A 23240-nucleotide genomic window follows, 5' to 3' on the forward strand; every position below is an offset into this window, starting at 1 on the left:
TCTGTGATCTGGGCCGGCTTACCGGCCGAAGGGGGCGTCCACCAGGTGGGTCGCGGGAAAGGACCCGGTCGGCTTGCGGCCGAGGAGCAGGCCGGTCCTGGTGGCCTCGGCCATCACGGCGCGGACGTCGACGCACCATGGGCCGTCGGGCTTCAGCTCGACGAAAGCGCTCTCTCCCGGCTTCAGCACGAAATGCGGTTGGCCGTCGAGCGCGATGGAGCCGCCGTCGACGGCGAGGTCGACGCGGACCCCGGCGTACAGCACGCTCCAGCCCCGGACGCCCACCGCGCGGACCTCGCCGGGCGCGATCGGCGCCTGCACGACGTACGGCGTCTCGTCGACCGGCCCGAGCGAGACCGCGACACCGTCCACAGTGGACTTGGGACTGGGGCACAGCCGCCCGGGGATACTCGACAACCCGACCCCGTCCGGGACGGCGAACGTGCAGTACAGCTCGGTCAGCGACGCGGGATCCCACCGGCTCTCCGAGCACACGCTGACGTCGGTCAGCGCGATCTCGCGGCGGGCCTTCGTCACCACCTCGAGCACGGTCGCGCGGTTCGTGACCAGGTCCGTGTCCACCTGATGGGTGGCCAGCAGCCCGGCGGCGAGCCCGGCGACGGCGGTCTCGTCGGTGCTCCCGGCGGGCAACATGAGCAGCGGCACGTCGCCACAGGCGGCCGCGGCGGCCCGCATCATGCCCTCGTTGCCCAGGCAGATGACCACGCTCGCACCCGCGTCCACCATCCGGCGGACGGTGCCGATGATCTTCCCCGCCTCGGTCCACACCATCACGCGGCCGACCCCGGCCACTCTCAGTGCCGAACGCAGGCTCTGGATATCACGCTCCGAAGCGGGGTTCGCCACGATCCCCGCAACCGCTTCGCCCACATGTCCTCCGCTGCCGCGCCAAGTCCCTACAAGGAAACGACGTCGAGGCCGCGAAAGAAAGAGTTGCACGAGGTTGCATCACAAAGCCACCTCCGCGGAGGAAGGCGACCAGCAGCGCGAGTTCGAGGATCAGCAGGATCCGTTCGGCCACTCCGCTCACCGCACGGGCGTCGACCAGGAACGTCGCCACGAAGACCACCAGAGCGGCCAACGTGGCGTAGGACAGCCGCCGGGCCGCGCCGAGGATCAGTCCTGCCAGCGGCAACGCGGCGAAAGCGGCGAGCGCGACATACCGGTGGATGGCGCCATGCCAGGTCAGCGGCTGGTCCATCGGCTCCTGCGGGAACACCGCGAGCACGCACAGCCCGACGCCGAACAAGGCGACGAGCCTGGCGGCCCACACCGCCCCGGACAGCCGGACGCCGCCCGCGACGGTCAGCGCGCCGAAGCCGGTGGCCAGCATGGCGACCCCGACGAGCCGCGCACCCTGTCCGACGTGGACGTACTCGCTGAAGGTGGTGGCGAGGGGATCGACCGCGCCGGCGTTGACGATCTCCACGTAGACAGCGATGACCAGGCCCGCGGCCAGCCACGCGAACGCGGACAGCCGGATCAGCCCTCTGATGTCGTTCATGAACCGAGCCTGACCGCGCGCCACCGTCCGGCACATCCCGCCCGGGCGAGCAGTCCGCGTCACCCCGCGGGGGACTCCCGGTGTCCCCCACGAGGGGATGTGCCCGGTCCGCGGCGTCGTTAGCGTCGAGCCATGGACACGTACGGCGGCTCCCTGGGCTGGGCGCTCCTCACCGGACGCGACGCCGATCTCGAACCGCCGTCGGCCTGGTGGCGCGTCCCGGTCTGGATCAAGGCCGTCCTCGCCGGATCCGCGCTCGCGGTGCTGATGGGCCTGACCTACGGCACTTGGGCGCGTTACCTCGGCGGCGGCAGTGTGCCGCTGATCTTCTTCCTGCTGATCCTGCAGATCGTCCCGCCGTTGCTGGTCGTCAAGTTCCCGCTGACCGCCGTCCGGGTGGCGGCGGCGGGGATGGTCAGCGCGATCATCGCGGTCCTCTTCCCCGCCGACTACGCGCTGTTCGGCCGGACAGCGTCGGAGTGGCCGTTGCAGGTCCAGGCCCTGCCGTATCTCCCGGTCCTCGCGCTGACGCTCGCCCGCACGAAACCCGGGCAAGGCAGGGGGATCTCGATCATCGCCGTGACGCTGGCCGTCGGGGTCGGCATCGCGCAGCTACCGCGCGCGGGCACGAAGACCCTGGTGTGGTCGTTGATCGTGGTGACCGCGACCATCGTGGCCGGATACGGGATGCAGCAACGCCGCCGGGCGCTGGAGCAAGCCGACGCGGCCGAGCGCACGACGGTCGAGGAGCGCGCGAAACGGGCGACGTTGCAGGAACGCGCGTTGATCGCCAGGGAGCTGCACGACATCATCGGCCATCACCTCTCGCTGATCGCGCTGCGGACCGACAGCGCGCGCTACCGCGTCCCGGACGTGTCCGAGGCCGCGCAGGAGGAGTTCCGCGCCATCGGGGTCGCGGCCAGGGAAGCGCTCGACGAGGCCCGGCGGCTGGTCGGCGTGCTGCGTGACACGGAGGCCGAGCCGGAGCACGAACCGCAGCCGGGGCTCGCGGAGGTGCCGTCGCTGATCGACGGCTGCCGGGCGTCCGGGATCGAGATCCGCGCGGAGATCGCCGGCGGGGACGACGTTCCCGCCCTGGTCGAACTGGCCGCGTACCGGATCCTGCAGGAGGCGCTGAGCAACGCGGCCCGGCACAGCCCGGGGGCGAAAGTGGACGTCGAGGTGCGGCGAGAACCCGACGGGCTCAAGATCCTCGTCGAAAACGGGCCGCCAACACGGCCTGCCGGCCCTGCTTTGAACGACGGCACCGGCCTCGCCGGGATCGCCGAACGCGTTACCCTGATCGGCGGTTCCCACGAGGCCGGGCCGCGGGCCGACGGCGGTTTCCGCGTGGCCGTCAAGCTGGATCTCCCGGGGGTGGGCGAAGCGTGACGACCGTTTTCATCGTCGACGACCAGGCCTTGGTGCGGGAGAGCTTCGCCGGCCTGCTGAACGCGCAACCGGGTCTGGACGTGGTGGGCCAAGCAGGCGACGGAATCGCGGCGCTCGCGGGCCTCTCCGCCTTGGCCACGCCACCGGACGTCGTCCTGATGGACATCCGGATGCCCGTGATGGACGGTCTCGAAGCGACCAGGCGGCTGCTCGACGGCGACGGCGAGAAGCCGAAGGTGCTCGTCCTGACGACGTTCCACCTGGACGACTACGTCTACGAGGCGCTGCGGGCGGGCGCGAGCGGGTTCCTGTTGAAGGACGCGCCGTCGGCCGAACTGATCAACGCCATCGAAGTGGTCGCCGCCGGTGACGCGCTGCTCTCCCCCGCCGTCACGAAGCGGCTCATCGCGAACTTCGTGGCGAGCGCACCGGTTCCGCGGCCGTCCCCGGCGAGGTTCGACGTACTCACCGAACGCGAGCGGGAAGTGCTGCGGTTGATCGCGAAAGGGCGGTCCAATCCGGAGATCGCCGCGGATCTGGTGCTCTCGGCGCAGACCATCAAGACCTATGTGGGCCGGATACTCGCGAAACTCGGGTTACGGGACCGGGCACAGGCGATCGTGCTCGCCTACGAGGCGGGACTCGTCTCCCCCACCTGAGAGCCGCCGGGCCAGGAAAGCGTAGGCGCCCGCGGGTCCTATGTCGTGATTCGGGTTCTGGCGAGCTTCCCCTTGGGTACCTACTGCGTGGCCTGTGGCGCTTCTTGCGTGATGCCAGGTTGAAGTACATGAAGGCCCCGTGCCTACTCTTCAGCGCTTCCAACGGCCCGGCGTCGAACTCCTATGTCGTGAAGGGCACCTTTGAGACCTTCAACGTCTCAAAGGTGCCCTTCACGACATCACCACGACCGCGACCACTCACGCAAGCGCCTGACTGGAGTCCTTCACGCGCCACTGTTGTGACTGCTGGTGCCTGTGGGGCGAACGCGGCGAAGACCGAGTCCGTGAAGGCCTCCTTGAGGGACCCAGAGTCCCTCAAGGAGGCCTTCACGGACCGGGGCCTGGCATCAACCGCAGCCTCAACCACGTCGGCACCTAAGACACCCTTGGCTCTAACCCGAATCGCCACGCACGATCGGGCCGCCCTGGAAAAGCAGCAGGGCCGCCTTCCCGAGGGAAGACGGCCCTGCTTGGAAAACCTGGATCAGATCACGGTGACCGAGGTGGCCTGCGGACCCTTCGCGCCCTGCCCGATCTCGAACTCCACGCGGGCGTTCTCCTCGAGGCTACGGAAGCCGTTGCCCTTGATCTCGCTGTAGTGCACGAAGACGTCGCCGTCGCCGTTGTCGGGAGTGATGAAGCCGAACCCCTTCTCGGAGTTGAACCACTTCACAGTGCCCTGAGTCATAAAATCTCCATATGCAACACAAACAAACAGGAAGCCACGTCGGCAGCCCGGGTCATGACCAGACGGTTTGCTTCCCCGGAAACACGAGGAGACACTACGCCCGCTGAGTTCTGCGAGCGTGAACCAACACGAACACAAAAAACGAGACCTGAATCAGTAAAGCACACGCCATGCAGGCGGACAAGGCTCATCACCCGGGTGTGCCGACCGGCACTCTACCCTCGCGGCCCCGCTCCTCACCGCCCGGCCCTCGCGGCTATTCGCCACTCGCCGCGCGCAGCGGTGCCTCGGCGCCGAACGGTGAACGGCGCAACGCCTCCCGGTTCGTGGGCACGACGGCGATGTCGTGGGTCTCCGCGTCCGCACTGAACTGCACCGGCACCACGCCGGAAACGGACTTGTCCTGTGGCTTCGTCTCGTCAGCCATGTTTTCTCCCAGTGTCAACACAACGCTCGTAGTACGACGTTAAGTACTGCGTGCCAACAACCCCACCGGTGATCGCTTCGGTCCATATCGGACTCTCTCGGTGTTGCGGCGATTGTGCCACGGCCGACCGACAAAATCCGGTCTCCGCGACCGAAAGTCGGCCGAGTCGTCACCGCTTTCCCACCTTTTGGAGCAGGTGAAGGCTGTCCGACAAGGGTTTCTGTGTATCCCCTGAGAAAAGTACCGCCCGGTCGTCGGCGCGGCGGCGCCTACTGGCCGCCCTGCGGTGGCCTCGCGGCGCCCAGCAGGCTCGTCAGCCGGATGTCCGGGGCCACCACGTCCGGATCCGTCCTGATGTCGATGACGCACGGCCGTTGCCGGACCAGCGCGCTCGCGATGATCGGCTCCAGTTCCACCGGGTCGTCCACGGTGTACCCGGCGGCGCCGAGGCCACGTGCCCAGGAGGCGAAGTCGGTGACGGGGACGGTGACCCCGGTGAGCCTTCCGTGTTTGCGTGCCTGATGCACCGCGAGCGGGCCGTGGAGTCCGTTCTGGAACACCAGGACGGTCACCGGCACCCGGTAGCGGACGGCGGTCTCGATCTCCTGCCCGGTCATCAGCGCGCCGCCGTCGCCGACCATCGCGATCACCGTCCGGCGCGGCTCGGCGAGCTTCGCCGCGACCGCCGCGGGAACGGCGTAGCCCATGGCCGCGTTGCTCGGCCCGAGCTGGCTGCGCGGGGCGGTGAAACACCAGTAGCGGTGCATGAACTGGGCGAAGTTGCCCGCGTCGCTGGTCACGATCGCGTCTTCGGGCGCGAGTTTGCGCACCGCGCGGATGACGTCGGCGGGATGGATGCGGGTGGCGCCGCTGGTGTCGGGCGGGGTCATGAAGGTGTGCACGGCGGCGTTCGCGGCCGACGCGCGCCGCTGCCGTGGCGAGGCGACGTTGCGCAGTTCCCGCAGGAACGGCTCGACCTCGGAGTCGACACGGAAGGTCAGGCCGCCGCGGCGGGCGGGCTCGATCCCGGTGCCGACCAGCACCAACGTCTGCGACGGCGTCGGATAGCGGAAGGACTGCGTGGTGACCTCGTCGAGCTGCGTGCCCAGCGCGAGCACGAGGTCGGCGCGCTCCAGCGCGTCGAGCTGCCGCGCGGGGATGCCGATGCCGAGATGGCCCGCGTAGCGCGCGTGGTTCTCGGGGAAGGCGTCCTGACGGCGGAACGCGTTGTACACCGGGAGCGCGAGTTCGTCGGCGACGGCGATCAGCTCGTCGCGGGCCGCACGGGCCCGGCCGCCGACGATCACCACCGGGTCGCGGGCCTCGTCGACCAGCTGCGCGACCGCCTCCGCGGTCCGGCCGAGCGCGCCGGTGGCCGGCGGGCGCACGGAGGCGACCGGTTTGGCCGAATCGAACGGGACACCCCAGAAGTCGGCGGGGACGGCGACGATGGTGGGGCCCGGCCGCCCTTCGCGGCAGCGGTTCAGGGCCTCGACCAGCAGGCCGGGGACCTCGTCCGGGGATTCCGCGCGGCCGGTCCACTTGGCGAGGGGTTCGAGCATCGCGGTCAGGTCGGCGGTGGGCAGCTCGCTCGTCGGCCCGGGTTCCGACGGCGGGTTCTCCAGGAGGACGACCATCGGGCTCTCGTCCTGGTACGCCGTGGACACGCCGATCGCGAGGTTCGCCGCGCTCGGGCCGCGGCCGGCGAGCAGCACCGCCGGATGCTCGGTGAGCTTGCCTTCGGCCTCGGCCATGAACGCCGCGCCGGAGTCGTGCCTCGCCGAAACGAAGGTGATCGACCGCTCGCGTTGCAGCGCGTCGAGCAGATCCAGGAAGGACTCACCCACCACCGCGTACACGCGGTGGATCTGCGCCTCGGTCAGGATCCTCACGGCCGTCTGGGCGACGGACGCTCCCGGTTGGTATCTAATGAGAAGAGCTTAGGCGGGCGGTGATCGGTGCCGTCAAGCGATCTTCCGATTCCGGCAACCCCGGAGCGGGGAGAATGTCCGAAATTCGGAACGTGTTCGAGCAAGGGAGCACGAAAACGTGACCTCAGCCACCGCCGGACGTGAAACTGTTTTCACTTACGGTGCACCGGCCTTGAAATACGGCGCCGGGTCGAGCGATGAGATCGGCTACGACCTCACCCAGTACGGCGCCCGCCGGGTGCTCGTCCTGACCGACGCGGGCGTCGCCGCGACGGGCTGGCCGCAACGGATCGCCGAAGGCATCGAGACCTATGGCATCGAAGCCGTCGTCTTCGACGGCGTGCACGTCGAACCGACCGACGTCAGCATGCGCAAGGCCGTCGACTTCGCCCGCGGACAGGGCGAGTGGGACGCCTTCGTCGCCGTCGGCGGCGGTTCGGCCATCGACACCGCGAAGGCGGTGAACCTGTTGACCAGCAACGACGGCGATCTGATGGACTACGTCAACGCCCCGGTCGGCGGCGGCCGCGCGCCCGCTTCGCCACTGAAACCGCTGGTCGCGGTGCCGACCACCACCGGGACCGGCTCGGAGAGCACCACCGTCTGCGTACTGGACGTGCTGTCACTGCGGGTGAAGAGCGGCATCAGTCATCTCCGGATGCGGCCGAGCCTCGCCGTGGTCGACCCGAGGCTGACGGTCTCGCAGCCGCCCGAGGTCACCGCCGCGAGCGGGATGGACATCCTCTGCCACGCCGCGGAAAGTTACACGGCCAAGCCGTACACCGAGTTCGACCGGAAGCGCCCGGAGGACCGGGTTCCTTACTGTGGCTCGAATCCGCTGGCCGACATGTTCGCCGAGCAGTCGCTGCGGCTGCTGTCGTGGGCGCTGCCCGCGGCCGTGCGGGACGGCTCCGACATGAAGGCACGCGAGGCGATGGCGCTCGCGGCGACGTTCGCCGGCCTCGGCTTCGGCAACGCCGGGGTGCACATCCCGCACGCCAACGCCTACCCGATCGCCGGGCAGGTCCGGGAGTTCCATCCGTCCGGGTATCCGGGTGACGAAGCGATGGTCCCGCACGGGATGGCCGTCTCGCTGACGGCGCCGGCGGCGTTCCGGTTCACCTTCGACGCCGCCCCGGACCGGCACCTGCGGGTGGCGCGGCTGCTCGCGCCGGACTACGAATGGCCGGGCGATCTGCGGGACCACCTGCCCGCGGTGCTGCGGCAGATCATGCGGGAGATCGGGATCCTTAACGGGATCGGCGCCGTCGGCTACACCGAGTCCGATGTGGACTCACTGGTTTCCGGCACGGTGAAACAACAACGCCTGCTGGCGACGGCGCCGCGCGAGGCGTCGGAAGCGGATCTCGCCGTCATCCTGCGGGAGTCGGTGACGCTGTGGTGAACGGCGAGTACCCGCACTGGCAGACGGTTCCGTTGCGGTGGAAGGACAACGACGTCTACGGGCACGTCAACAACGTCGTCCACTATTCGGTGATGGACACCGTGATCAATACCTGGCTGATCGAACGCGGCGGTCTCGACATCGAAACCGGCGGGGTCATCGGGTTGTGCGTGGAATCGCAGTGCAAGTACCACGCTTCGGTGTCGTTCCCGGGAGATCTCGAAGTCGGCCTGCGGGTCGGGCATCTCGGCCGGTCCAGTGTCCGCTACGAGGTCGGGATGTACTCGAAGGAGACGGTGATCGCGGAGGGGCACTTCGTGCACGTCTTCGTCGACCGCGAGTCCCGGCGCCCGGTCCCCGTCGAAGGTCTACTCAGGAGCGCGCTGGAAGAACTGCGCACTGGGCTGGGGTAGCCGCGGCGCCCACGCGTGCATGAGCTGGGCGTAGCGCGTGGACCGGTCCATGAGTTCGAGATGGGTGCCCAGCGCGGTTTCCTTCCCGTCCATCACCAGGACCCGGTCCGCGCGCAACGCCGACGTCAGCCGGTGCGCGATCACCACCAGCACCCCGCCCCGCTCGGCGAACGCCCGCTCCGCGCGGGCTTCGGCGGGCGGGTCGAGGTGCGAGGTCGCCTCGTCGAGGACGACGACGCCCGCGTCGCTCGCGTACACCCGCGCGAGCGCGATCAGCTGTGCCTCCCCGGCGGACAGCATTCCGTGCCCGATCTCGCCGTCGAGTCCGCCCAGGCGTGTCACCAGCGGTTCCGCGCCGACGGCGGCCACCGCCGCGGCCAGTTCGCCGTCCATCGCGGTCTGCGCGAACAGGCCGACGTTGTCCCGCACGGTCCCGGCGAAGACGTAGGCCTCCTGCGGGATCAACGCGACCATCCGATGCCGCAGCGCCGCCGGGATCTCCCGGACCGGCGCCCCGCCGAGCAGCACGCGGCCGGACTGCGGTTCGAGCATCCCGGTCAGGAGCCCGGCCAAGGTCGACTTGCCGATCCCGCTCGGCCCCACCACCGCGAGCCGTTCCCCAGGCAGCAGGTGCAGGTCGAGGCCGCGCACCACCGGTTGCGCCGCCGCTCCCCAGCTGAAGGTCAGGTCACGCACGTAGATCGCGGTCCCGTCGGGTTCGGCCGTGCCGTCGGGTTCCGGTTCGGCCTGCGCGGTCTCCGCGAGCCGCCGCAGCGCGACGATCAGCCGCAGCACCACGGTGCTCGCCGTCGCGGCCAGCCCGCGCAACGCCGGCTGCATCGTCGTCGCCAGGTAGACGAGCGCGCCGAGCGCGGCGCCGGCGGTGAGCGTGCCGTCCTTGACCATGCCCGGCGCCACCAGCAACGCCAGGAGCAGCGGCACGAAACCGCCGGTCGCGATCACCACCGTCCTGGCCGCCCCGGACCGCGCCACCCGCACGGCGGCATCCGCCTGCGTGTCGACGGCGTCGTAGAGTTCCAGCGCTGCCAGGGGTTCCGCGCCGCACGCGACGACATCACGCATACCGGACAGCGACGCGCCCGCGACCTCGGCGGTCCGCTCGTCGGCCAGCGCGAGCGCGCGCTGACGGCGGGCCAGCGACGGGAGCAGGCAGGCGAACACTCCGACCGCGACCACCACCGGGATCGAGACGATCAGCGCGAGCGAACCGGCGACGGTGAACAGCCCCGCCAGCGCCGCCACCGTCGTCACGACCATCCCGCGTGCCTGCACCAGGAGCCCGGCCGTGGCGTCGCGGACCACTTCGACGTGCTGGGTGATGCGGGCAACGCCGCTGGCGTCCGGCTGGTTCCGCGGTGGCGAGGGATCGTGCAGGACCCCGCGGACGACGGCGGTCACCAGCGCGTCGCGCAACGGCTCGACGACCTTGCCGAGCTGATGCCACACCAGCCGTGAACCCAGCGCGCCGATCACGGCGACCAGCCCGAAGACCGCGAGCCAACGCAGTCCGGTGCCCGGCCGATCCGCGGCAAACCCCTCGTCAACCGCGAGTTCGACCAGGCGACCGGACAAGAACGCGGGCGCGCTTTCCAGCACGGAGCACGCCAGCAGGACCAGGCCGCCTTTCCACTGCCCGGCCAGCGCCGAGCGGTAGAGCCCCCAGACGCTCATTGCGCAGCCTCGGTGAAAACGGCTTGATAGGCCGGATTCCGCCACAGCTCGTCATGCGTGCCGATCGCACGGACCCGGCCGTCTTCCAGCCACACCACCGCGTCCGCCCGCGACGCGGTGGCCGCGCGATGCGTCACCACCACCCGCGTCCGGCCGGGCAGGGTACGTTCGATCGCTTCTTCCACGGCGGCTTCGGTGACCGTGTCGAGGCTGGCCGTGGCGTCGTCGAGGATGAGCACCCTCGGCGCGTGCGCGATCGCGCGCGCCAGCCCGATCCGCTGTGCCTCCCCGCCGGAAAGCGGCGTCTCCGAAAGCGGTGTCCGATATCCGTCCGGCAGCCGGACGATCAGGTCATCGACTTGGGCGGACCGGCAGGCGGCGCGCACGGCGGCCTCACCCGCCCACGAGCCGTAGCCGACGGCGTCGCCGATGGTCGCACCGAGCAGTGCCGGCCGTTCGAAGGCGAACCCGACGACCGCGCGGAGTTCTCGCGGCCGCAGCCGCTCCAGCGGGCGGCCGTCGAGCGTCGCCGTCCCCGCGTCCGGGATCAGCAGCCCGCCGAGGACGTTGACCAGCACGGACTTCCCCGAACCGGACCGGCCGACGACCACGGTGAACCGGCCGCCCCGCACGAGCAGGTCGACGTCCCGCAACGCGCCTTCGACCGTGACCCCGCGCAGTTCGAGCGTGCCCTGCCCGACGACGACACCGAGGTCACCCGGTTCGGGGACCGGCGAGTCGAGCACCTCGTTGATCCGCCGCGCGCACGACCGCGCACGGGAAAGTGTGGTGAGCAAAGGAATCTGGGTGATCAGGCCCATGCCGAGCGCGACGTAGCCGAGCGCCGCGAGGACCTGTCCGACGGACAGTCGGCCTTCCATCACGCCGAAACCGGCGGCGGCGAGCACCGCGAGTTCCACCGCGGGCAGCAGCAGACCCGACCGCCACACCATCTTGGCCTGCGTGCGCCACATCCCGCGGCCGGCGAGGCTCAGTTTCGGCAGCGGCCGCAGCACCCGTTCGGCCTCGCGGTCGGCGGTGCCCGACGCGGCGATCGTGCGGAGCCCGGCGACCGCGTCGACCATTCTCGCCGCCAGCTCGCCGGAAACCTCTTGATAGGTGAGGACGTCGTCGGCGGTGTTCCTCAGATGGGTGCGCGCGAGCATCAGGCCGAACGGGATGCTGCCGAGGAAGACGAGCGCGAGCCGCCAGTCCATCAGCGCGAGCAGGACGACGGCCCCGCCGGAGATCAGGGTGGTCGATCCGAGCTGGACGACGACCGAGGCGACCATTCCCGCGCCGGTGCAGTCACCGGTGAGCCTGCTGATCGCGTCGCCGTCGGCGAAGGTCGATCGGGTGCCGAGCGCGAGGTGGCCGTCGGTGAGTTTGCGGCGCAGCCAGGCCGTCGCGGACGAGGTCATCCGCGCGGCGAGGATCCCGCCGATCAGGCCGACGGCGATCTCGGTGACACCGAGGACGATGAGCCAGGAGACTTCGGGAAGGCTGGGACGGCCTGCGATGACGGCGTCGACCGCCGCCGCCGGCGCGCCGGGCAGGAGCAGTCCCGCCGCCGTCCCGGCGAGCGCGCTGAGGATCAGCGCGATCAGGCGGGGGCGATCGAGCAGGGTCACGGTGACCAGCAGGCGATCGGCGGAACCCGCCATCCCACTCCTTCCCTCGTTCCGGCGATGAAGGGCTCACGTCCCACTTCGTGATCCGTGATCCCAACGAGATGAACCGGAAGGCAAAATGAAGGCGCGGGAGCGGCGCACTTGGCCTGTGCCGCTCCCGCACCCTCGGTGATCAGTCTGTGATCAGTGGCAGGTCAGCAGGCTGATCGTGCTGTTGGCGCAGGAGGCCAGCAGGCTGAGGTTGCTCGCGCCGCCGTGGCTGCCACCGCCGCCGCCCTCGAGAACCTCGGGGGTTTCCATGGCCTGCAGGTCGAGAACCAGTTCCATGATCATGTTCCCTTTCGTTGTTTTTCTCTTCCGCCGATCGTCAGCGACCGGCAGTTCGGGGGGACAGGAAAGGCAGTGCGGCCTTCCCGTCCAAGGTGGCGGCGAGGGCGAGCAGAACGCCCGCGCCACCGGTGACGACGTCCATCGACAGCCGCAGCAGCTGGTTACCGGGGAACGCCAGGCCGCCCTTGTACGGCACCGCGTACCAGGCCAGCCGGGAAAGATGCAGGTCGATGGCGTCGCGGACAGGCCGGTCCGGTTCGGCGCCCATGGCCAGCGCGGTCATCAGCCCGCCCCGGCCGAACAGCAGACCGGGATGGATGACGAACTCGCCGCGGCACGCTTCACGCAGGCCGGGAAGGCTCTTCAACGCCTTCGCGTCGGGACGGTGCTTCGCCAGTTCCTCGGCGACCATGAGGATCCCGGCGCTGCCGACACCCGCGTAGGGCAGCGTCCGGGTCTCGCCGTCGCGGACCTGCAGCGAGCCGTCGTCGGACTCGGCGCACTCCTCGATGTCCCGCTCCAGCGCCTGGTCGGCGAAGGACAGCCAGCCCTGTTCGCGAGTGCGCTCGAACAGCCGGACGAACAGCAGCGCCGCACCGGACCAGCCGTTGAGCAGCCCGGCCCTGGCGAAGTCGCCCGGCGGGTCGGCGGTTTCGAGTGCTTCGGCGAGCCGGACGGCGGTGGCGAGTGCCTGCCTGCCGAACTCGTTGTCCTTGCGGGCCACCGCGAAGTGCAGCTGGGTGAGCCCGATCCCGGACAGGCCGCCTTCCAATCCGTGGTCGGTGGTCTGCTCGACCAGCGTCGCCGACGCCGACAACAGCTTGGTGGCCTCGTCCCGGTATCCGAGCTCTTCGAGGACATACGCGATGCCGTAGGAGCCGTCGTAGAACCCCGGTCGTCCCGGCGGATCGCGGCGGATCGAGTCCAGCAGCCAGCGTTCGTGCTCCCGGTGACGCTCGCCGCCGACCGTTTTCAGCGCGTGGAGGACGCCGGCCGCGCCGTAGCCGAAGCACGCTCCGCCGACGCGGAACTGTTCGATGTCGCCGGGGAAGAGCCGGTCGGTGCGTTCGGGGGTCGCGCTGGCGAGGATCGCCTCGATGATCTGCTTGCGGACCAGCGCCCAGTCCGGTTTGTCCTGGTCGAGCTCGGTCTCGCTCGACAGCGAAGGGCCGTTCCGGGGCGCGAGCTCGGCGACGATCGAGTCGGCGTAGCCCTCCGGGACGTCGAAACGCCGCTGGACGAAGTCCGCGAGCCCGCGCAGCTTCGCCGGGGCGAGCTCGAGGAGCGTCGTGAGCGGCAAGAAGATCCAGAGCTTCAGGACGGCGAGCGCGTACTCGTCGACCTCGAACCCGTTCCGGTCCCGCGGAGCGCGGAAACCGGGGGCGCCGAGAGCGGGCCGCGTGCCGGCTTCGACGTCGGACGCCATCTCGAAGTCGATCAGCGAGACGGAGTCGTCCTTCCCGTCCTTCTCGTCGCCGCCGTCGATCAGGATGTTCTGGGAGTGCAGGTCGCCGAAGACGATGCCGCGGCCGTGCACCTCCCCGACTATCGCCTCCACCCGCCGGACCAGCGCCAACGCGCGTTCGGTGTACGCGACGATGTCGGCCTCGGTGGTGTCGCGCCGGGTGAGCGGATAGTTGCGGGCGAGCCAGTTGCCGAGCGAGACGCCCGGCATGTACTCCATCGCCAGGAAGTGGTGCTCCCAGACGGTGAAGCGGTCGAAGGCGGTGGGGATGCCGTCGATGCCCTTCAGCCGGTCCAGCACCTCGTGCTCGCGGCGGAGGCGTTCGACGGCGTCGACCTCGTCGCGGTCCAGGCCGGCGAACGGCCTGGCCTCCTTGAGGACCACCCGCTCGTCGTCGGCCTTCCGGTCGGCGAGGTACACGCCGCCGCCGTTGGAGAAGTGGAGCGAGCTTTTCACCTGATAGGGGAACTGATCCGCGCCGCCACCCTTGCGAGCTGCGAGATGCGGGGCGAGGAACTCCGGAATCGTCACCCAGTCAGGTACGGAGAACGTCGGTTCGCGCTTATCCGGGACCAGCGTGCCGTCCGGTTTACGGACCGCGAGGACCCGCTTGCCGTCGAGTTCGACCCATTGCTCGGCAAATCCGCCGTAGCGGACGTAGAGCGGACCGGCACCATACCGGAGATCACTGAGAATGTATGCCCCCGGTTCCCCGTCGAGCTTCGCGGACAACTCGGCGAGAAGGCGCTCGAGCTCGTTGTTGTCAGCTGGATAAAGAGTGAGCAACTTTCCGCTTCCGTCACGCGGAGCGTATTTCGAATTCCTTGCCAGCAGGGTGCCACGCGAACGCAGATGCTTGTAGGCCACCTCGCGCTCGACACAATGCTCGTGCACCTTCACGAGCACGCGCTCGGCGTTGCCCAAACCTGCGGACACGTGGATTTTCCAGCCCTGCAAGGGAAGGTTTCGAGCATCAGGGTGCAGCAGCCGCCATACTCCGCGCACTCCGGTGCGCCAGCCCGACTCTGGAGCGGGCAACAGGGAGGCGAAATCGTCGGCGGCGTCCCCGTTTTCCCGCTGCTCATCGAAGAACAGAGGATCGGCGAAGCAATACGCTTCGTACCGGACGTCCATCGAGCGCCCCCTCCTTGGCACCAATCGGATGGGCCATGTGCACCATCGCGATGGAGAATATTCCACCCGCCGGATAGCGAACGGCCAATCCGCCATACCGGGGGTTCGTATGGGCTGTTCAGGGTCGTCAATTCGAAACCTACCGAATGGTAGGGGTACCCAGCGTGAGATCAACTCGGATTCCAACCACCCGGTCGGTGTGTAACAGGAACGGACCGACGTCGTAATCCCTGGTCGAAGCGTCGAAAACAATAACCGCCGCCGAATTGGCCGAACGCCAACTCATGGCGCTTCGTGATCTATTCACCCGAGGTCTGGACCACTTCCGCGCCTCGTGGCGCCCGCCACGCGGGCCACCGGTCGCCCGCCGGCGGAGATCGGCACGGAGGTACGTTGTCGCCGGTGGAGCAGTCAAGGAGGCGGACGTGATCACAGGCTTCGCGGTGACCGTCGCGATCTGCGCGACACTGGTCGCGATATGGAGTTTCGTGCAGTCCGCACGCAAGAAGCTGCCGGACAACGCACTGCTCGGCGGCCTCGCCGTGGTCGAACTCCTCCTGGTGGCGCAGCTCGTGATCGGCGTCGTACAGCTGATCGGCGGCGGCCGCCCCGGCAGCATGGCCACCTATCTCGCGTATCTGATCGGCTGCCTGGTCGTGCTCCCGCTCGGGACCTTCTGGGCGCTGGCCGAGCGCACCCGGTCGAGCACCGCGATCCTCGGCATCGCCTGCCTCGCCATCCCGGTGATGGTGCTCCGGCTGCACGAGGTCTGGGCGGGCGCCAGTGCCTGAGGAAATCGAGGAGAAGACGGTGGACACCGCGGCGGACAAAGCCTCCGGCCCGGGACGGATCCTGGTCGCCGTGTACGCGATCTTCGCGCTGGCGGCGACCTCGCGCGCCGCCGTGCAGATCAGCACCAAATTCCACGAGGCCCCGCTGGCCTACGCGCTCTCCGCGTTCGCGGCCGTCGTCTACCTCCTGGCCACCGTGGCACTGGCCCGCCGCGGCGCGGGATGGTGGCGGATCGCGCTGGTCGCCTGCGGCGTCGAACTGCTCGGCGTGCTGACCGTCGGCACGTTCAGCCTCTTCGACCGCGAAGCCTTCCCGCACGCCACCGTGTGGTCGGTGTACGGACAGGGCTACCTCTTCATCCCGCTGGTGCTGCCGGTGATCGGGCTGTTCTGGTTACGGCGGACGAAGCCCTGACGGGTCTGGGGCTCGTGAGCGGTGCCCCGACACCGAACTCGCGTGATCGAACACGTATCTCGCGTGCTTGGAGGCGTATCTCGCGTGATCAGACGCCGAACACGCGAGATACGCCTCCAAGCACGCGTGATACGGCTCCAATCACGCGAGTCGCGCCTCTGATCACGCGAGTCACGACTTAGCCCTCGAACCCTCACTTGTCGAAACAGCCCTTTTCGTTGAGCGGGCCGAAGGTGGGCAGGACGAGCCCGCACAGATAGCCGTCGATCCAGCGCCCGTTGCCCGCGACGTTGGTCAGCACCCGGATCGCCGGCGCGAACGCGGCGATCCCCTTGGCCAGCGAATCCTGGTTGCGCTGCAGCATCGACGTCAGCCGGTCGAGTTGTTCGAGCACCGGCCCGAGTTGCCCGTCGTTGTCGGCGATGATGCCGTCGAGCGCGGTCGCGAGCCGTTTCGAGCCATCGAGCAGGTCCTTGATCGCCTGCTGCCGGGTGGCGATGGCGCGCAGCAGCGCGTTGCCGTCCTGGATCAGCCGCTGGACCTCGGCGTCGCGGTCGACGAGAGTTTGCGAGACCTGCCGCGTGTTCGCGACCAGCGTCCGGAGTTGCCGGTCGCGGGAGGCGATGGTGCCGGAGAGTTTCGAGATCCCGTCGAGCGCGGCGCGGACGTCGGACGGCGTATCGGCGAAGGTCGCCGAAATCGTGTCGAAGCTTTTCGCGAGCTGATCGACGTCGATCGCGTCGACGGTTTTCGACAAATCCCGAAACGCTTCAAGGACGTCGTACGGCGCGGTGGTCCGCCGTAGCGGAATCGGGTCGCCCGGATCAAGGATCACTTCACCGCGCGGATCGAGCGCCAAATACTTCTGTCCCAGGACGTTCTTGATCTGAATGGACGCGCTCGTCGCGTCGCCGACCCAGGCGTCCTTCACCCGGAAGGAGATGAGGACGCGATCGCCTTCGAGGTCGATCTCGGACACCTTGCCGACCTTCACGCCGGCGATCCGGACGTCGTTGTCCACGCGCAGCCCGCCCGCGTCGGAGAACTCGGCGGAATAGGTGACGTCGCCGACGACCACCGGCAGGGCGTCGGCGTTCAGCGCCGCCGCCATCCCGAGGGCCATCGTGGCGAGACCGGCGATCGCCGTCTTGACCGGATCCATCGCGCCGAAGGACCGCATCGCCTCACCTCGCAGGTCACGAGCGGCAAAGCTTAGGGGCCGCTCCCGCCCATCGCCAGGCGAAACGTTGCACCGATCGGGTAAGAACGTCTGTCTATTGTGGACTCCGGCTAAGTGTCGAGCCTGACTTCGTAATGAAGCGTCTTGTACTTCTTCAGCCGGTGCGCGAGCGGGACGAGGAAGCCGTGCAGGAGCCGGTGCTTCCTGGCCAGCAGATCGGCCGCGTGCCGGGCTTCGTCACCGTCGAGCAGGCGAACCCGCCCGTGCACGGCCTCCCCGGTCGGGGTACCGCGGAACGTCGAAGGGGCGATCTCGATCCGCGGATCGTTCCGCAGTCGCTTGGCCTTCCACGCCGCGTCATACGTACGGATGTACGCGTGATCCCCCTCGACGGCGATGTTGACCGGCGTCCCGATGGGCGTCCCGTCCCGTTTGAAGGTCTTCAGCAAGATTGTCTTCTGGTCGGTGAACCTGGTGAGCTGCGTCGTCATATCCCTGGGACGGAGCCACCGCACGAAACGTGACGGCTAACGCCAGAGCTCGTTCGCCGTCCCTCGCGCGACATGCTCCTCGTAGATCTCGACCTTCCGGGTGATCAGTTCCAGGCAGTCGACCAGCTCTGCGATCCGGTCGCGGACGGTGTTCTGGTGGTCCCGGAGCAGCTCCAGCCGCTTGTCCTCGTTTCCCGGCCCCTGCCGGACGAGTTCGGCGAAGGCACGAATGGTGGCGAGCGGCATTCCGGACGCCCGGAATTTCGTGCAGTTCAGCAGCCATTCGACGTCGTGTTCGGTGTACACGCGGCGGCCGTTCGCGTCCCGTTTCACCGGCGAAGCGAGCAGTCCTTCCTTCTCGTAGAAGCGAAGTGCGTGCACGCTGAGGCCTGTCCGGTCGGTGACCTTGCCGATCGCGAGTTCCGTCACCTCGCCGACGATAGCGCTTGTCCTAGAGTGCCCTCTAGCTCCTAGCGTCCGCCCCATGAGCACTTCACAACACAAGATCGGGTCCGGCTTCGGCGCGCGCAGCACCGCCGGGGAAGTACTGAGCGGGATCGACCTTTCGGGCAAGGTCGCCGTCGTCACCGGCGGATATTCGGGGCTGGGGCTGGAAAACACGCGTGCCTTGGCGAACGCGGGCGCGCACGTGGTCGTCCCCGCGCGCCGTCCGGCCGACGCCGAGGCCGCGCTCGCCGGGATCCCCGGCACCGAGGTCGGCGAGCTCGACCTCGCCGATCTGACCAGCGTCGAGGCCTTCGCCCGCGGATTCCTCGGCACCGGACGCCCGATCGATCTGCTGATCGCGAACGCGGGGATCATGGCCGCGCCGGAACGGCGGGTCGGCCACGGCTGGGAGTCGCATTTCGCGATCTGCCACCTCGGCCACCACGCCCTGGTGAACCGGCTCTGGCCCGCGCTGAAGGCGGCGGGCGGGGCGCGCGTCGTCACGGTGTCGTCCGCCGGTCACCATTCCTCGCCGATGCGCTGGGACGACGTCCAGTTCGAGCACGGCTACGACCGGTGGCTCGCCTACGGCCAGGCCAAGACGGCGAACGTGCTGTTCGCGGTGCGGCTGGACACGCTCGGCGCCGAACACGGCATCCGCGCGTTCAGCCTGCATCCGGGTGCCATCCTCACTCCCCTGCAACGGCATCTGCGACAGGAGGAGATGGTCGAGCGCGGCTGGATCGACGAGCACGGCTACCAGGCCGACCCGAGCTTCAAGTCGCCGGAGCAGGGCGCGGCCACGCAGGTCTGGGCGGCGACGTCGCCGCTGCTCGACGGGATGGGCGGGCTCTACTGCGAGGACTGTGACGTCGCCGAAGTCGCCGCCGAAGAGGGCGAGTGGGTGGGCGTGCGCCCGTATGCGATCGACGCCGGTGAGGCCGCGCGGCTCTGGGAGCTCTCCGAAAACCTCACCGGCGTCTCCCTTGCCTAGTTCCAGAACTTGATCTCGGGGTTGCCCGCCACCGGCCCGTCGAGCAGCGGCTGATGCCCGCCACGCAAGTTCTTGTCGAAGAACGCGGAGACGTATGCCCTGGTCAGTTCCATGCCGCGCTCGCCACCGAGCAGACCGGGCTGGCTGAGGCCGAGCTGCTCACCGAGTACGCCGACGTCGGTGAAGGACGCGTGCCCGGCCGCCGCGACGCTGATCCAGCGCTTCCAACCGGTGAGGTTCGGCCAGCTGCCCGCCCACGTCGTGTCCGGACCGGCCGGGGTGTACTCGCTTTCGCGGCCGAGCAGCAGGAACGGCCGGTCGATCCCGGACGCGGGGATCGGCGACCACAGCCTGCCGTCCAGGTCGGCGCCCGCGCGGATCCGCTGGTCGTCGACCATCGCGGTCGGCGTGCTGTACCCGCCGATGGAATGCCCGGCCATGCCGATGCGGGTCCGGTCGATCAAACGTGACCAGGGGGACGAAGGCCTGGTCAGCGTGTCGAGGACGAAGGAGACGTCCGCGGAGCGGATCGGCGGGAGCAGTTTCGAGTCGGAGCCGCACGCGGCGCATTCGGTGACGTGGCCGTCCGGGAAAGCGGTGCCGTGTGACTCGTAGTTGTGGCCGATGAGCGCGACGACGAACCCCTTGCTCGCCAGCTCTTCCGCGAGCCCGGTGAGCGTCGTGCGCGGTTTGCCGAATCCCGGCGACAGGACGACGAGCGCGCGCTTTCCCGGCCTGGCCGGGGCGTCGACCCTCGCGCTGGTCCGGATCCCGGAGACCAGGCCGGGGTCGATGTCCGGCAGACCCGATTCGGTCAGGAACGCCTTGGCCTCGGCGAAGGTGAGGTACGGCCGCTTCGGGCCGATCGGCAGCAGCGCCGGATAGAACATCGACACCATCAGCTCGCGCGGCCCGGACGGCACCCACGGGTCCTTGCGCGAAGTGTCGACGAGGTGCAGGTCGGTGGAACCGAGGGGATGCGAGCCGGTCGGCGGTGGCAACGTCAGTCGCGGGGCCGCCGCGGCCGGGCTCGCCATGGCCGCCATGCCGGCGAGGGCGAGCAGTGCGACGAGAAGCCTTCTCATGAGGGTTCCGTTTCTGTCGAGGATCTTCCTTCACCCAGCCTGGAGCCCGCCGACGTATTCGCGCGTCTGTCGTAAGGTGTATCCCGGGGTCTGCCGTAAGAGGGACGCGCGCCGCCCGATGCGGGATTACGCTCGACTGGTGCTGGCCTTCCTCAGGAATCACCCGAGAGCCGTCGACCGCGGCCTGACCCTCCTCATCGGACTGTCCACTGTGGTCACCGCCGATGACCCGGAGGGCTTCGAGTGGTGGCTGGCCTCCTTGGTGGCCTTGGCTTCTTTGCTCGTCCGGCACCGGAACCCCACGATCACCTTCGCGGCCGGGGGCACGGTCTCACTGCTGCATCTGGCGATGGGCAACGATCTCAAACCCGTCGACGTCGTGGCGTTGATCGGCCTCTTCTCCGTCGCGGCCTGGGGATCGCGCCGGCTTTCGCTAGGGCTGCTGGCAGCGGGGCTGTTCGTCGCCGGAGCGTGGTCTTTCTATGCGTCCGAAGCGAACACGCGGACGCCGGGCCCGACGCCACCGCGACTCATCATCATCGATCGCCTGGCACCGGCCGACACCGACGCCGACGACCATCAAGTGCAGGACTGGGGCGGTTTTCCGGCTATCGGCCTGTCGCTCGGCGTGGCGTGGCTGGCCGGGCTGAACACGCGGCAGCGCCGGATCCGGCTGTCGGTGCTGGAACAGCGGGCCGCCGATCTCGAACGCGAGCGTGACACCCAGGCCGCGCTGGCCGTGGCCGCCGAACGCGGCCGGATCAGCCGCGAACTGCACGACGTCGTCGCGCACGCGCTTTCCGTGGTGGTCCTGCAGGCGCAGGGAGCCCAGGCGGAGCTGGACCGGCGGCCCGAGCGATCGAGGGAGGCGCTGGACGCCATCGTCGACACCGGGCGGACCGCGTTGAGCGAGATCCGGCGGCTGCTCGGCGCGCTCGGCCAGGACGAGCCGGACTGGGAACCCCGGCCCGGTGCGGAACGCCTGCTGCGGCTGGCCGCCGACATCCGGTCCGCGGGCACGCCGGTCGAGTTCAGCGTCGAAGGGGAACCACGGCCACTTTCGTCCACAGTGGACCTGGCCGCCTACCGGATCGTGCAGGAGTCGCTGACGAACGTGCTGAAACACGCCGGTCCGGACGCGGCGGTGACTATCGTGATGCGGTACGAGCCCGGGACACTGGGGATCGAGGTGACCGACGACGGCGTCGCGGCCGAAGCGCCGTCCGGCACCGGGCACGGCCTCGAAGGGATGCGGGAGCGAGTGAACGTACTGGGCGGCACCTTCGAAGCGGGACCGCGGCCGGACCGCGGCTTCGCCGTCCGCGCGTCCCTGCCGTCATGACGATCCGCGTGGTCATCGCCGATGACCAGGCGCTCGTGCGCACCGGCCTGCGGATGATCCTGGACAACGCGGACGACATCGACGTCGTCGGCGAGGCGGGGAACGGCGCGGAGGCCGTCGCGCTGGTCGCGGAGCTCGATCCCGACGTCGTGCTCATGGACATCCGGATGCCCGAAATGGACGGCGTCGAGGCCACCGCCGCGATCGCCGCGGCCTATCGCACCCGCGTCCTGGTGCTGACCACCTTCGACCTGGACGAATACGTCTACGCCGCGCTCCAGGCGGGCGCGAGCGGCTTCCTGCTCAAGGACTCGCTGGCACCGGATCTGCTCGCCGGCGTCCGCGTGGTCGCCGACGGCGAGGCCACCCTGGCTCCCACCGTCACCCGCCGGCTGCTCGACCGCGTCGTCACCGGCCTGCCCACGTCGCCACCGGACGACAGGCTCGCGCTGCTCACCGGACGCGAACACGAGGTGCTCCAGCAGCTGGCGCGCGGCCTGTCCAACGCCGAGATCGCCGGACTGCTGTATCTCTCGCCGGGGACGGTGAAGACGCACGTCGGCCGGATCCTCACCAAACTCGGCCTCCGCGACCGCGTCCAGGCCGTCGTCTTCGCCTACGAATCCGGGATGATCAGCCGCTGACCGCGGCGGGCGTGCGCCAGTGCTTGCCGCGACGGGGCCGCCGGTGCTGGCCGCGCCTGCCGAGCTCACGCAGGTCGTCCGAAGGGCGGGCGGCGAACTCCTCGGCGGTGATGCCCATCCGCACGAGGTACTTGATCTCGCCGCGCACCACCTCGGTGTCGCGCAGCCTGCCTTCCTCGCGGAAGCCGAGCCCGCCGTGCAGCGAAAGCGACGCGAGGTTGCCGCCGTACACGGTGACCTCGCATTTGCGGAAGCCACGCTGGCCGAACATATGCGCCAGGAGGACGGTGATGGCGTCCGTGGCGTAGCCGCAGCGCTGGTGACGAGGGGCGATCCCGATGCCGTAGCCGAACCGGCCGGTCACCGGGTCGGCGCCGATGGTGCAGACCGACCCGACCAGCATCCGGCCGCGCACCGTCTCGATGCCGAAGTGGATGTCGTCACCCGAGGATCCCGAACGGTGCGAGGCCCAGTGCCGGTGTCCGCCGCCGATCAGCGGCGTCGCCTCGCGGGCCATGTCACGGTCGAACCCCATCAGGACCCGGCGGTCGCGGAGACCGACCTCGCGCAACCGCACCTTCCGCCCGACCTGCTCGGGCTCCAGGGCGGTGCGGCTCACCGCGTCCGGCCGCACGACTGCTCACGAACGATCACAAGCATGCTTGGACGATATCGGTACCCGAAACGCCCGAAGGCCCCCACCCGGTACGGATGGAGGCCTTCGGCGTGAAGAAAGTCAGATGGCGACGACGCGCTGGGCCTGCGGGCCCTTCTGACCTTGGCCGATCTCGAACTCGACGCGCTGCCCTTCGTCCAGGGACTTGAAACCGCTGCCCTGGATCTCCGAGTAGTGCACGAAAACGTCCGGTCCGCCGTCGTCCTGAGCGATGAAGCCGAAGCCCTTTTCGCCGTTGAACCACTTAACGCTGCCCTGAGCCATACTTTTCTACCTGCTCTTCATAGCGAGTCTGAGCCCATTCGATGCCCCGATCTCGCCGTCTATTGTCGCAGGTCTTGCCGAGATACACACGTCGCCGTCCCAAATTAATACAGATCGCCTGGTCAACGGCACCCTCGGCGGGTCGCCCGGCGCGTCGGA

The 23240-nt window shown here is 69.2% G+C and carries 24 protein-coding genes; 9 read left to right on the forward strand and 15 right to left on the reverse strand.

The window, feature by feature from the left end; genetic code table 11:
• Positions 1-18: 18 nt before the first annotated feature.
• Both DMH03_RS02115 and DMH03_RS02120 read right to left on the reverse strand, forming a co-directional pair.
• Positions 19-891: an NAD(+)/NADH kinase gene (locus tag DMH03_RS02115; protein ID WP_125790315.1), complete on the reverse strand. Its 873-nt coding sequence runs from the start codon at positions 889-891 to the stop codon at positions 19-21.
• Positions 842-1525, reverse strand: a complete 684-nt coding sequence (locus DMH03_RS02120) for a DUF998 domain-containing protein (RefSeq protein WP_158633058.1) — start codon at positions 1523-1525, stop codon at positions 842-844. The genes DMH03_RS02115 and DMH03_RS02120 overlap by 50 nt, the downstream gene beginning before the upstream one ends.
• A gap of 132 nt (positions 1526-1657) precedes the next feature.
• On the opposite strand from DMH03_RS02120, the gene DMH03_RS02125 reads away from it, so the two are divergent.
• Together DMH03_RS02125 and DMH03_RS02130 are read left to right on the forward strand one after the other, a co-directional pair.
• A complete protein-coding gene (locus DMH03_RS02125) occupies positions 1658-2917 on the forward strand; it encodes a sensor histidine kinase (RefSeq protein ID WP_125790317.1) in 1260 nt (419 codons plus the stop codon).
• Positions 2914-3576 carry a response regulator transcription factor gene (locus DMH03_RS02130; RefSeq protein ID WP_125790318.1) on the forward strand — a complete coding sequence of 221 codons (663 nt, stop codon included), beginning with the start codon at positions 2914-2916 and terminating at the stop codon, positions 3574-3576. Before DMH03_RS02125 ends, DMH03_RS02130 begins: the two co-directional genes overlap by 4 nt.
• Before the next feature lie 544 nt (positions 3577-4120).
• Here DMH03_RS02130 and DMH03_RS02135 read toward each other — a convergent pair.
• The 3 genes from DMH03_RS02135 to DMH03_RS02140 all read right to left on the reverse strand — a co-directional run bounded on the left by DMH03_RS02135 (position 4121) and on the right by DMH03_RS02140 (position 6682).
• Positions 4121-4324, reverse strand: a complete 204-nt coding sequence (locus DMH03_RS02135) for a cold-shock protein (RefSeq protein ID WP_125790319.1) — start codon at positions 4322-4324, stop codon at positions 4121-4123.
• 256 nt (positions 4325-4580) lie between these two features.
• Entirely contained in the window at positions 4581-4751 is a 171-nt protein-coding gene (locus tag DMH03_RS42240) for a hypothetical protein (RefSeq protein WP_199748644.1), read from the reverse strand.
• A gap of 269 nt (positions 4752-5020) precedes the next feature.
• Entirely contained in the window at positions 5021-6682 is a 1662-nt protein-coding gene (locus DMH03_RS02140; RefSeq protein ID WP_255431234.1) for a thiamine pyrophosphate-binding protein, read from the reverse strand.
• 172 nt (positions 6683-6854) lie between these two features.
• Here DMH03_RS02140 and DMH03_RS02145 point away from each other — a divergent pair, with 172 nt between their 5' ends.
• A complete protein-coding gene (locus DMH03_RS02145; RefSeq protein WP_125790321.1) occupies positions 6855-8087 on the forward strand; it encodes a hydroxyacid-oxoacid transhydrogenase in 1233 nt (410 codons plus the stop codon).
• Positions 8081-8500: a thioesterase family protein gene (locus tag DMH03_RS02150; protein ID WP_199748648.1), complete on the forward strand. Its 420-nt coding sequence runs from the start codon at positions 8081-8083 to the stop codon at positions 8498-8500. The genes DMH03_RS02145 and DMH03_RS02150 overlap by 7 nt, the downstream gene beginning before the upstream one ends.
• Here DMH03_RS02150 and DMH03_RS02155 read toward each other — a convergent pair.
• The 4 genes from DMH03_RS02155 to lanKC form a co-directional block, all read right to left on the reverse strand.
• On the reverse strand, positions 8456-10192 hold the full coding sequence (locus DMH03_RS02155) for an ABC transporter ATP-binding protein (RefSeq protein ID WP_125790322.1): 1737 nt from the start codon (positions 10190-10192) through the stop codon (positions 8456-8458). The genes DMH03_RS02150 and DMH03_RS02155 overlap by 45 nt on opposite strands.
• Positions 10189-11856, reverse strand: a complete 1668-nt coding sequence (locus tag DMH03_RS02160; protein ID WP_125790323.1) for an ABC transporter ATP-binding protein — start codon at positions 11854-11856, stop codon at positions 10189-10191. Before DMH03_RS02160 ends, DMH03_RS02155 begins: the two co-directional genes overlap by 4 nt.
• Positions 11857-12006: 150 nt before the next feature.
• Positions 12007-12150 (reverse strand): SapB/AmfS family lanthipeptide, encoded by a 144-nt coding sequence (locus DMH03_RS02165; protein ID WP_125791496.1) that lies wholly within the window; start codon positions 12148-12150, stop codon positions 12007-12009.
• Positions 12151-12190: 40 nt separating this feature from the next.
• Positions 12191-14752: a class III lanthionine synthetase LanKC gene (gene lanKC, locus DMH03_RS02170; protein WP_125790324.1), complete on the reverse strand. Its 2562-nt coding sequence runs from the start codon at positions 14750-14752 to the stop codon at positions 12191-12193.
• Between the two features lie 425 nt (positions 14753-15177).
• Between lanKC and DMH03_RS02175 the strand changes: the two genes are divergently transcribed.
• The gene (locus DMH03_RS02175) at positions 15178-15543 is read left to right on the forward strand and encodes a hypothetical protein (RefSeq protein WP_125790325.1); all 366 of its coding nucleotides are present in this window, start codon (positions 15178-15180) and stop codon (positions 15541-15543) included.
• Positions 15536-15958: a hypothetical protein gene (locus DMH03_RS02180; protein WP_199748649.1), complete on the forward strand. Its 423-nt coding sequence runs from the start codon at positions 15536-15538 to the stop codon at positions 15956-15958. The genes DMH03_RS02175 and DMH03_RS02180 overlap by 8 nt, the downstream gene beginning before the upstream one ends.
• Positions 15959-16151: 193 nt before the next feature.
• Here the strand turns inward: DMH03_RS02180 and DMH03_RS02185 are convergent, their stop codons facing one another.
• The 3 genes from DMH03_RS02185 to DMH03_RS02195 form a co-directional block, all read right to left on the reverse strand.
• Positions 16152-17138 (reverse strand): MCE family protein, encoded by a 987-nt coding sequence (locus tag DMH03_RS02185; RefSeq protein ID WP_125790326.1) that lies wholly within the window; start codon positions 17136-17138, stop codon positions 16152-16154.
• Positions 17139-17248: 110 nt separating this feature from the next.
• Positions 17249-17629: a PPOX class F420-dependent oxidoreductase gene (locus DMH03_RS02190; RefSeq protein ID WP_125790327.1), complete on the reverse strand. Its 381-nt coding sequence runs from the start codon at positions 17627-17629 to the stop codon at positions 17249-17251.
• A gap of 36 nt (positions 17630-17665) precedes the next feature.
• Entirely contained in the window at positions 17666-18058 is a 393-nt protein-coding gene (locus DMH03_RS02195) for a MerR family transcriptional regulator (RefSeq protein ID WP_125790328.1), read from the reverse strand.
• 55 nt (positions 18059-18113) lie between these two features.
• On the opposite strand from DMH03_RS02195, the gene DMH03_RS02200 reads away from it, so the two are divergent.
• Entirely contained in the window at positions 18114-19070 is a 957-nt protein-coding gene (locus DMH03_RS02200; RefSeq protein WP_125790329.1) for an SDR family NAD(P)-dependent oxidoreductase, read from the forward strand.
• On the opposite strand, the gene DMH03_RS02205 is transcribed toward DMH03_RS02200, so the two are convergent.
• Complete coding sequence (locus DMH03_RS02205; RefSeq protein WP_125790330.1) at positions 19067-20155, reverse strand: alpha/beta hydrolase; 1089 nt, start codon at positions 20153-20155, stop codon at positions 19067-19069. The two genes, DMH03_RS02200 and DMH03_RS02205, sit on opposite strands and share 4 nt — an antisense overlap.
• Before the next feature lie 139 nt (positions 20156-20294).
• Between DMH03_RS02205 and DMH03_RS02210 the strand changes: the two genes are divergently transcribed.
• Positions 20295-21497: a sensor histidine kinase gene (locus DMH03_RS02210; protein ID WP_125790331.1), complete on the forward strand. Its 1203-nt coding sequence runs from the start codon at positions 20295-20297 to the stop codon at positions 21495-21497.
• Positions 21494-22141, forward strand: coding sequence for a response regulator transcription factor (locus tag DMH03_RS02215; protein WP_125790332.1), 648 nt, complete (start codon positions 21494-21496; stop codon positions 22139-22141). Before DMH03_RS02210 ends, DMH03_RS02215 begins: the two co-directional genes overlap by 4 nt.
• Here the strand turns inward: DMH03_RS02215 and DMH03_RS02220 are convergent.
• Complete coding sequence (locus DMH03_RS02220; protein WP_125790333.1) at positions 22131-22775, reverse strand: GNAT family N-acetyltransferase; 645 nt, start codon at positions 22773-22775, stop codon at positions 22131-22133. The genes DMH03_RS02215 and DMH03_RS02220 overlap by 11 nt on opposite strands.
• Before the next feature lie 102 nt (positions 22776-22877).
• Positions 22878-23081 (reverse strand): cold-shock protein, encoded by a 204-nt coding sequence (locus DMH03_RS02225; RefSeq protein ID WP_005149851.1) that lies wholly within the window; start codon positions 23079-23081, stop codon positions 22878-22880.
• Positions 23082-23240 lie beyond the last annotated feature (159 nt).

The sequence above is a fragment of the Amycolatopsis sp. WAC 01376 genome, from assembly GCF_003947415.1.
GTDB lineage: Bacteria > Actinomycetota > Actinomycetes > Mycobacteriales > Pseudonocardiaceae > Amycolatopsis.

Coding starts and splice junctions, on each gene's coding strand:
- DMH03_RS42240 (WP_199748644.1), bottom strand. CDS start 4,751: ATGGCTGACGAGACGAAGCCACAGGACAAGTCCGTTTCCGGCGTGGTG.
- DMH03_RS02120 (WP_158633058.1), bottom strand. CDS start 1,525: ATGAACGACATCAGAGGGCTGATCCGGCTGTCCGCGTTCGCGTGGCTG.
- DMH03_RS02185 (WP_125790326.1), bottom strand. CDS start 17,138: ATGCGGTCCTTCGGCGCGATGGATCCGGTCAAGACGGCGATCGCCGGT.
- DMH03_RS02135 (WP_125790319.1), bottom strand. CDS start 4,324: ATGACTCAGGGCACTGTGAAGTGGTTCAACTCCGAGAAGGGGTTCGGC.
- DMH03_RS02165 (WP_125791496.1), bottom strand. CDS start 12,150: ATGGAACTGGTTCTCGACCTGCAGGCCATGGAAACCCCCGAGGTTCTC.
- DMH03_RS02200 (WP_125790329.1), top strand. CDS start 18,114: ATGAGCACTTCACAACACAAGATCGGGTCCGGCTTCGGCGCGCGCAGC.
- DMH03_RS02190 (WP_125790327.1), bottom strand. CDS start 17,629: ATGACGACGCAGCTCACCAGGTTCACCGACCAGAAGACAATCTTGCTG.
- DMH03_RS02205 (WP_125790330.1), bottom strand. CDS start 20,155: ATGAGAAGGCTTCTCGTCGCACTGCTCGCCCTCGCCGGCATGGCGGCC.
- DMH03_RS02125 (WP_125790317.1), top strand. CDS start 1,658: ATGGACACGTACGGCGGCTCCCTGGGCTGGGCGCTCCTCACCGGACGC.
- DMH03_RS02155 (WP_125790322.1), bottom strand. CDS start 10,192: ATGAGCGTCTGGGGGCTCTACCGCTCGGCGCTGGCCGGGCAGTGGAAA.
- DMH03_RS02225 (WP_005149851.1), bottom strand. CDS start 23,081: ATGGCTCAGGGCAGCGTTAAGTGGTTCAACGGCGAAAAGGGCTTCGGC.
- DMH03_RS02160 (WP_125790323.1), bottom strand. CDS start 11,856: ATGGCGGGTTCCGCCGATCGCCTGCTGGTCACCGTGACCCTGCTCGAT.
- DMH03_RS02215 (WP_125790332.1), top strand. CDS start 21,494: ATGACGATCCGCGTGGTCATCGCCGATGACCAGGCGCTCGTGCGCACC.
- lanKC (WP_125790324.1), bottom strand. CDS start 14,752: ATGGACGTCCGGTACGAAGCGTATTGCTTCGCCGATCCTCTGTTCTTC.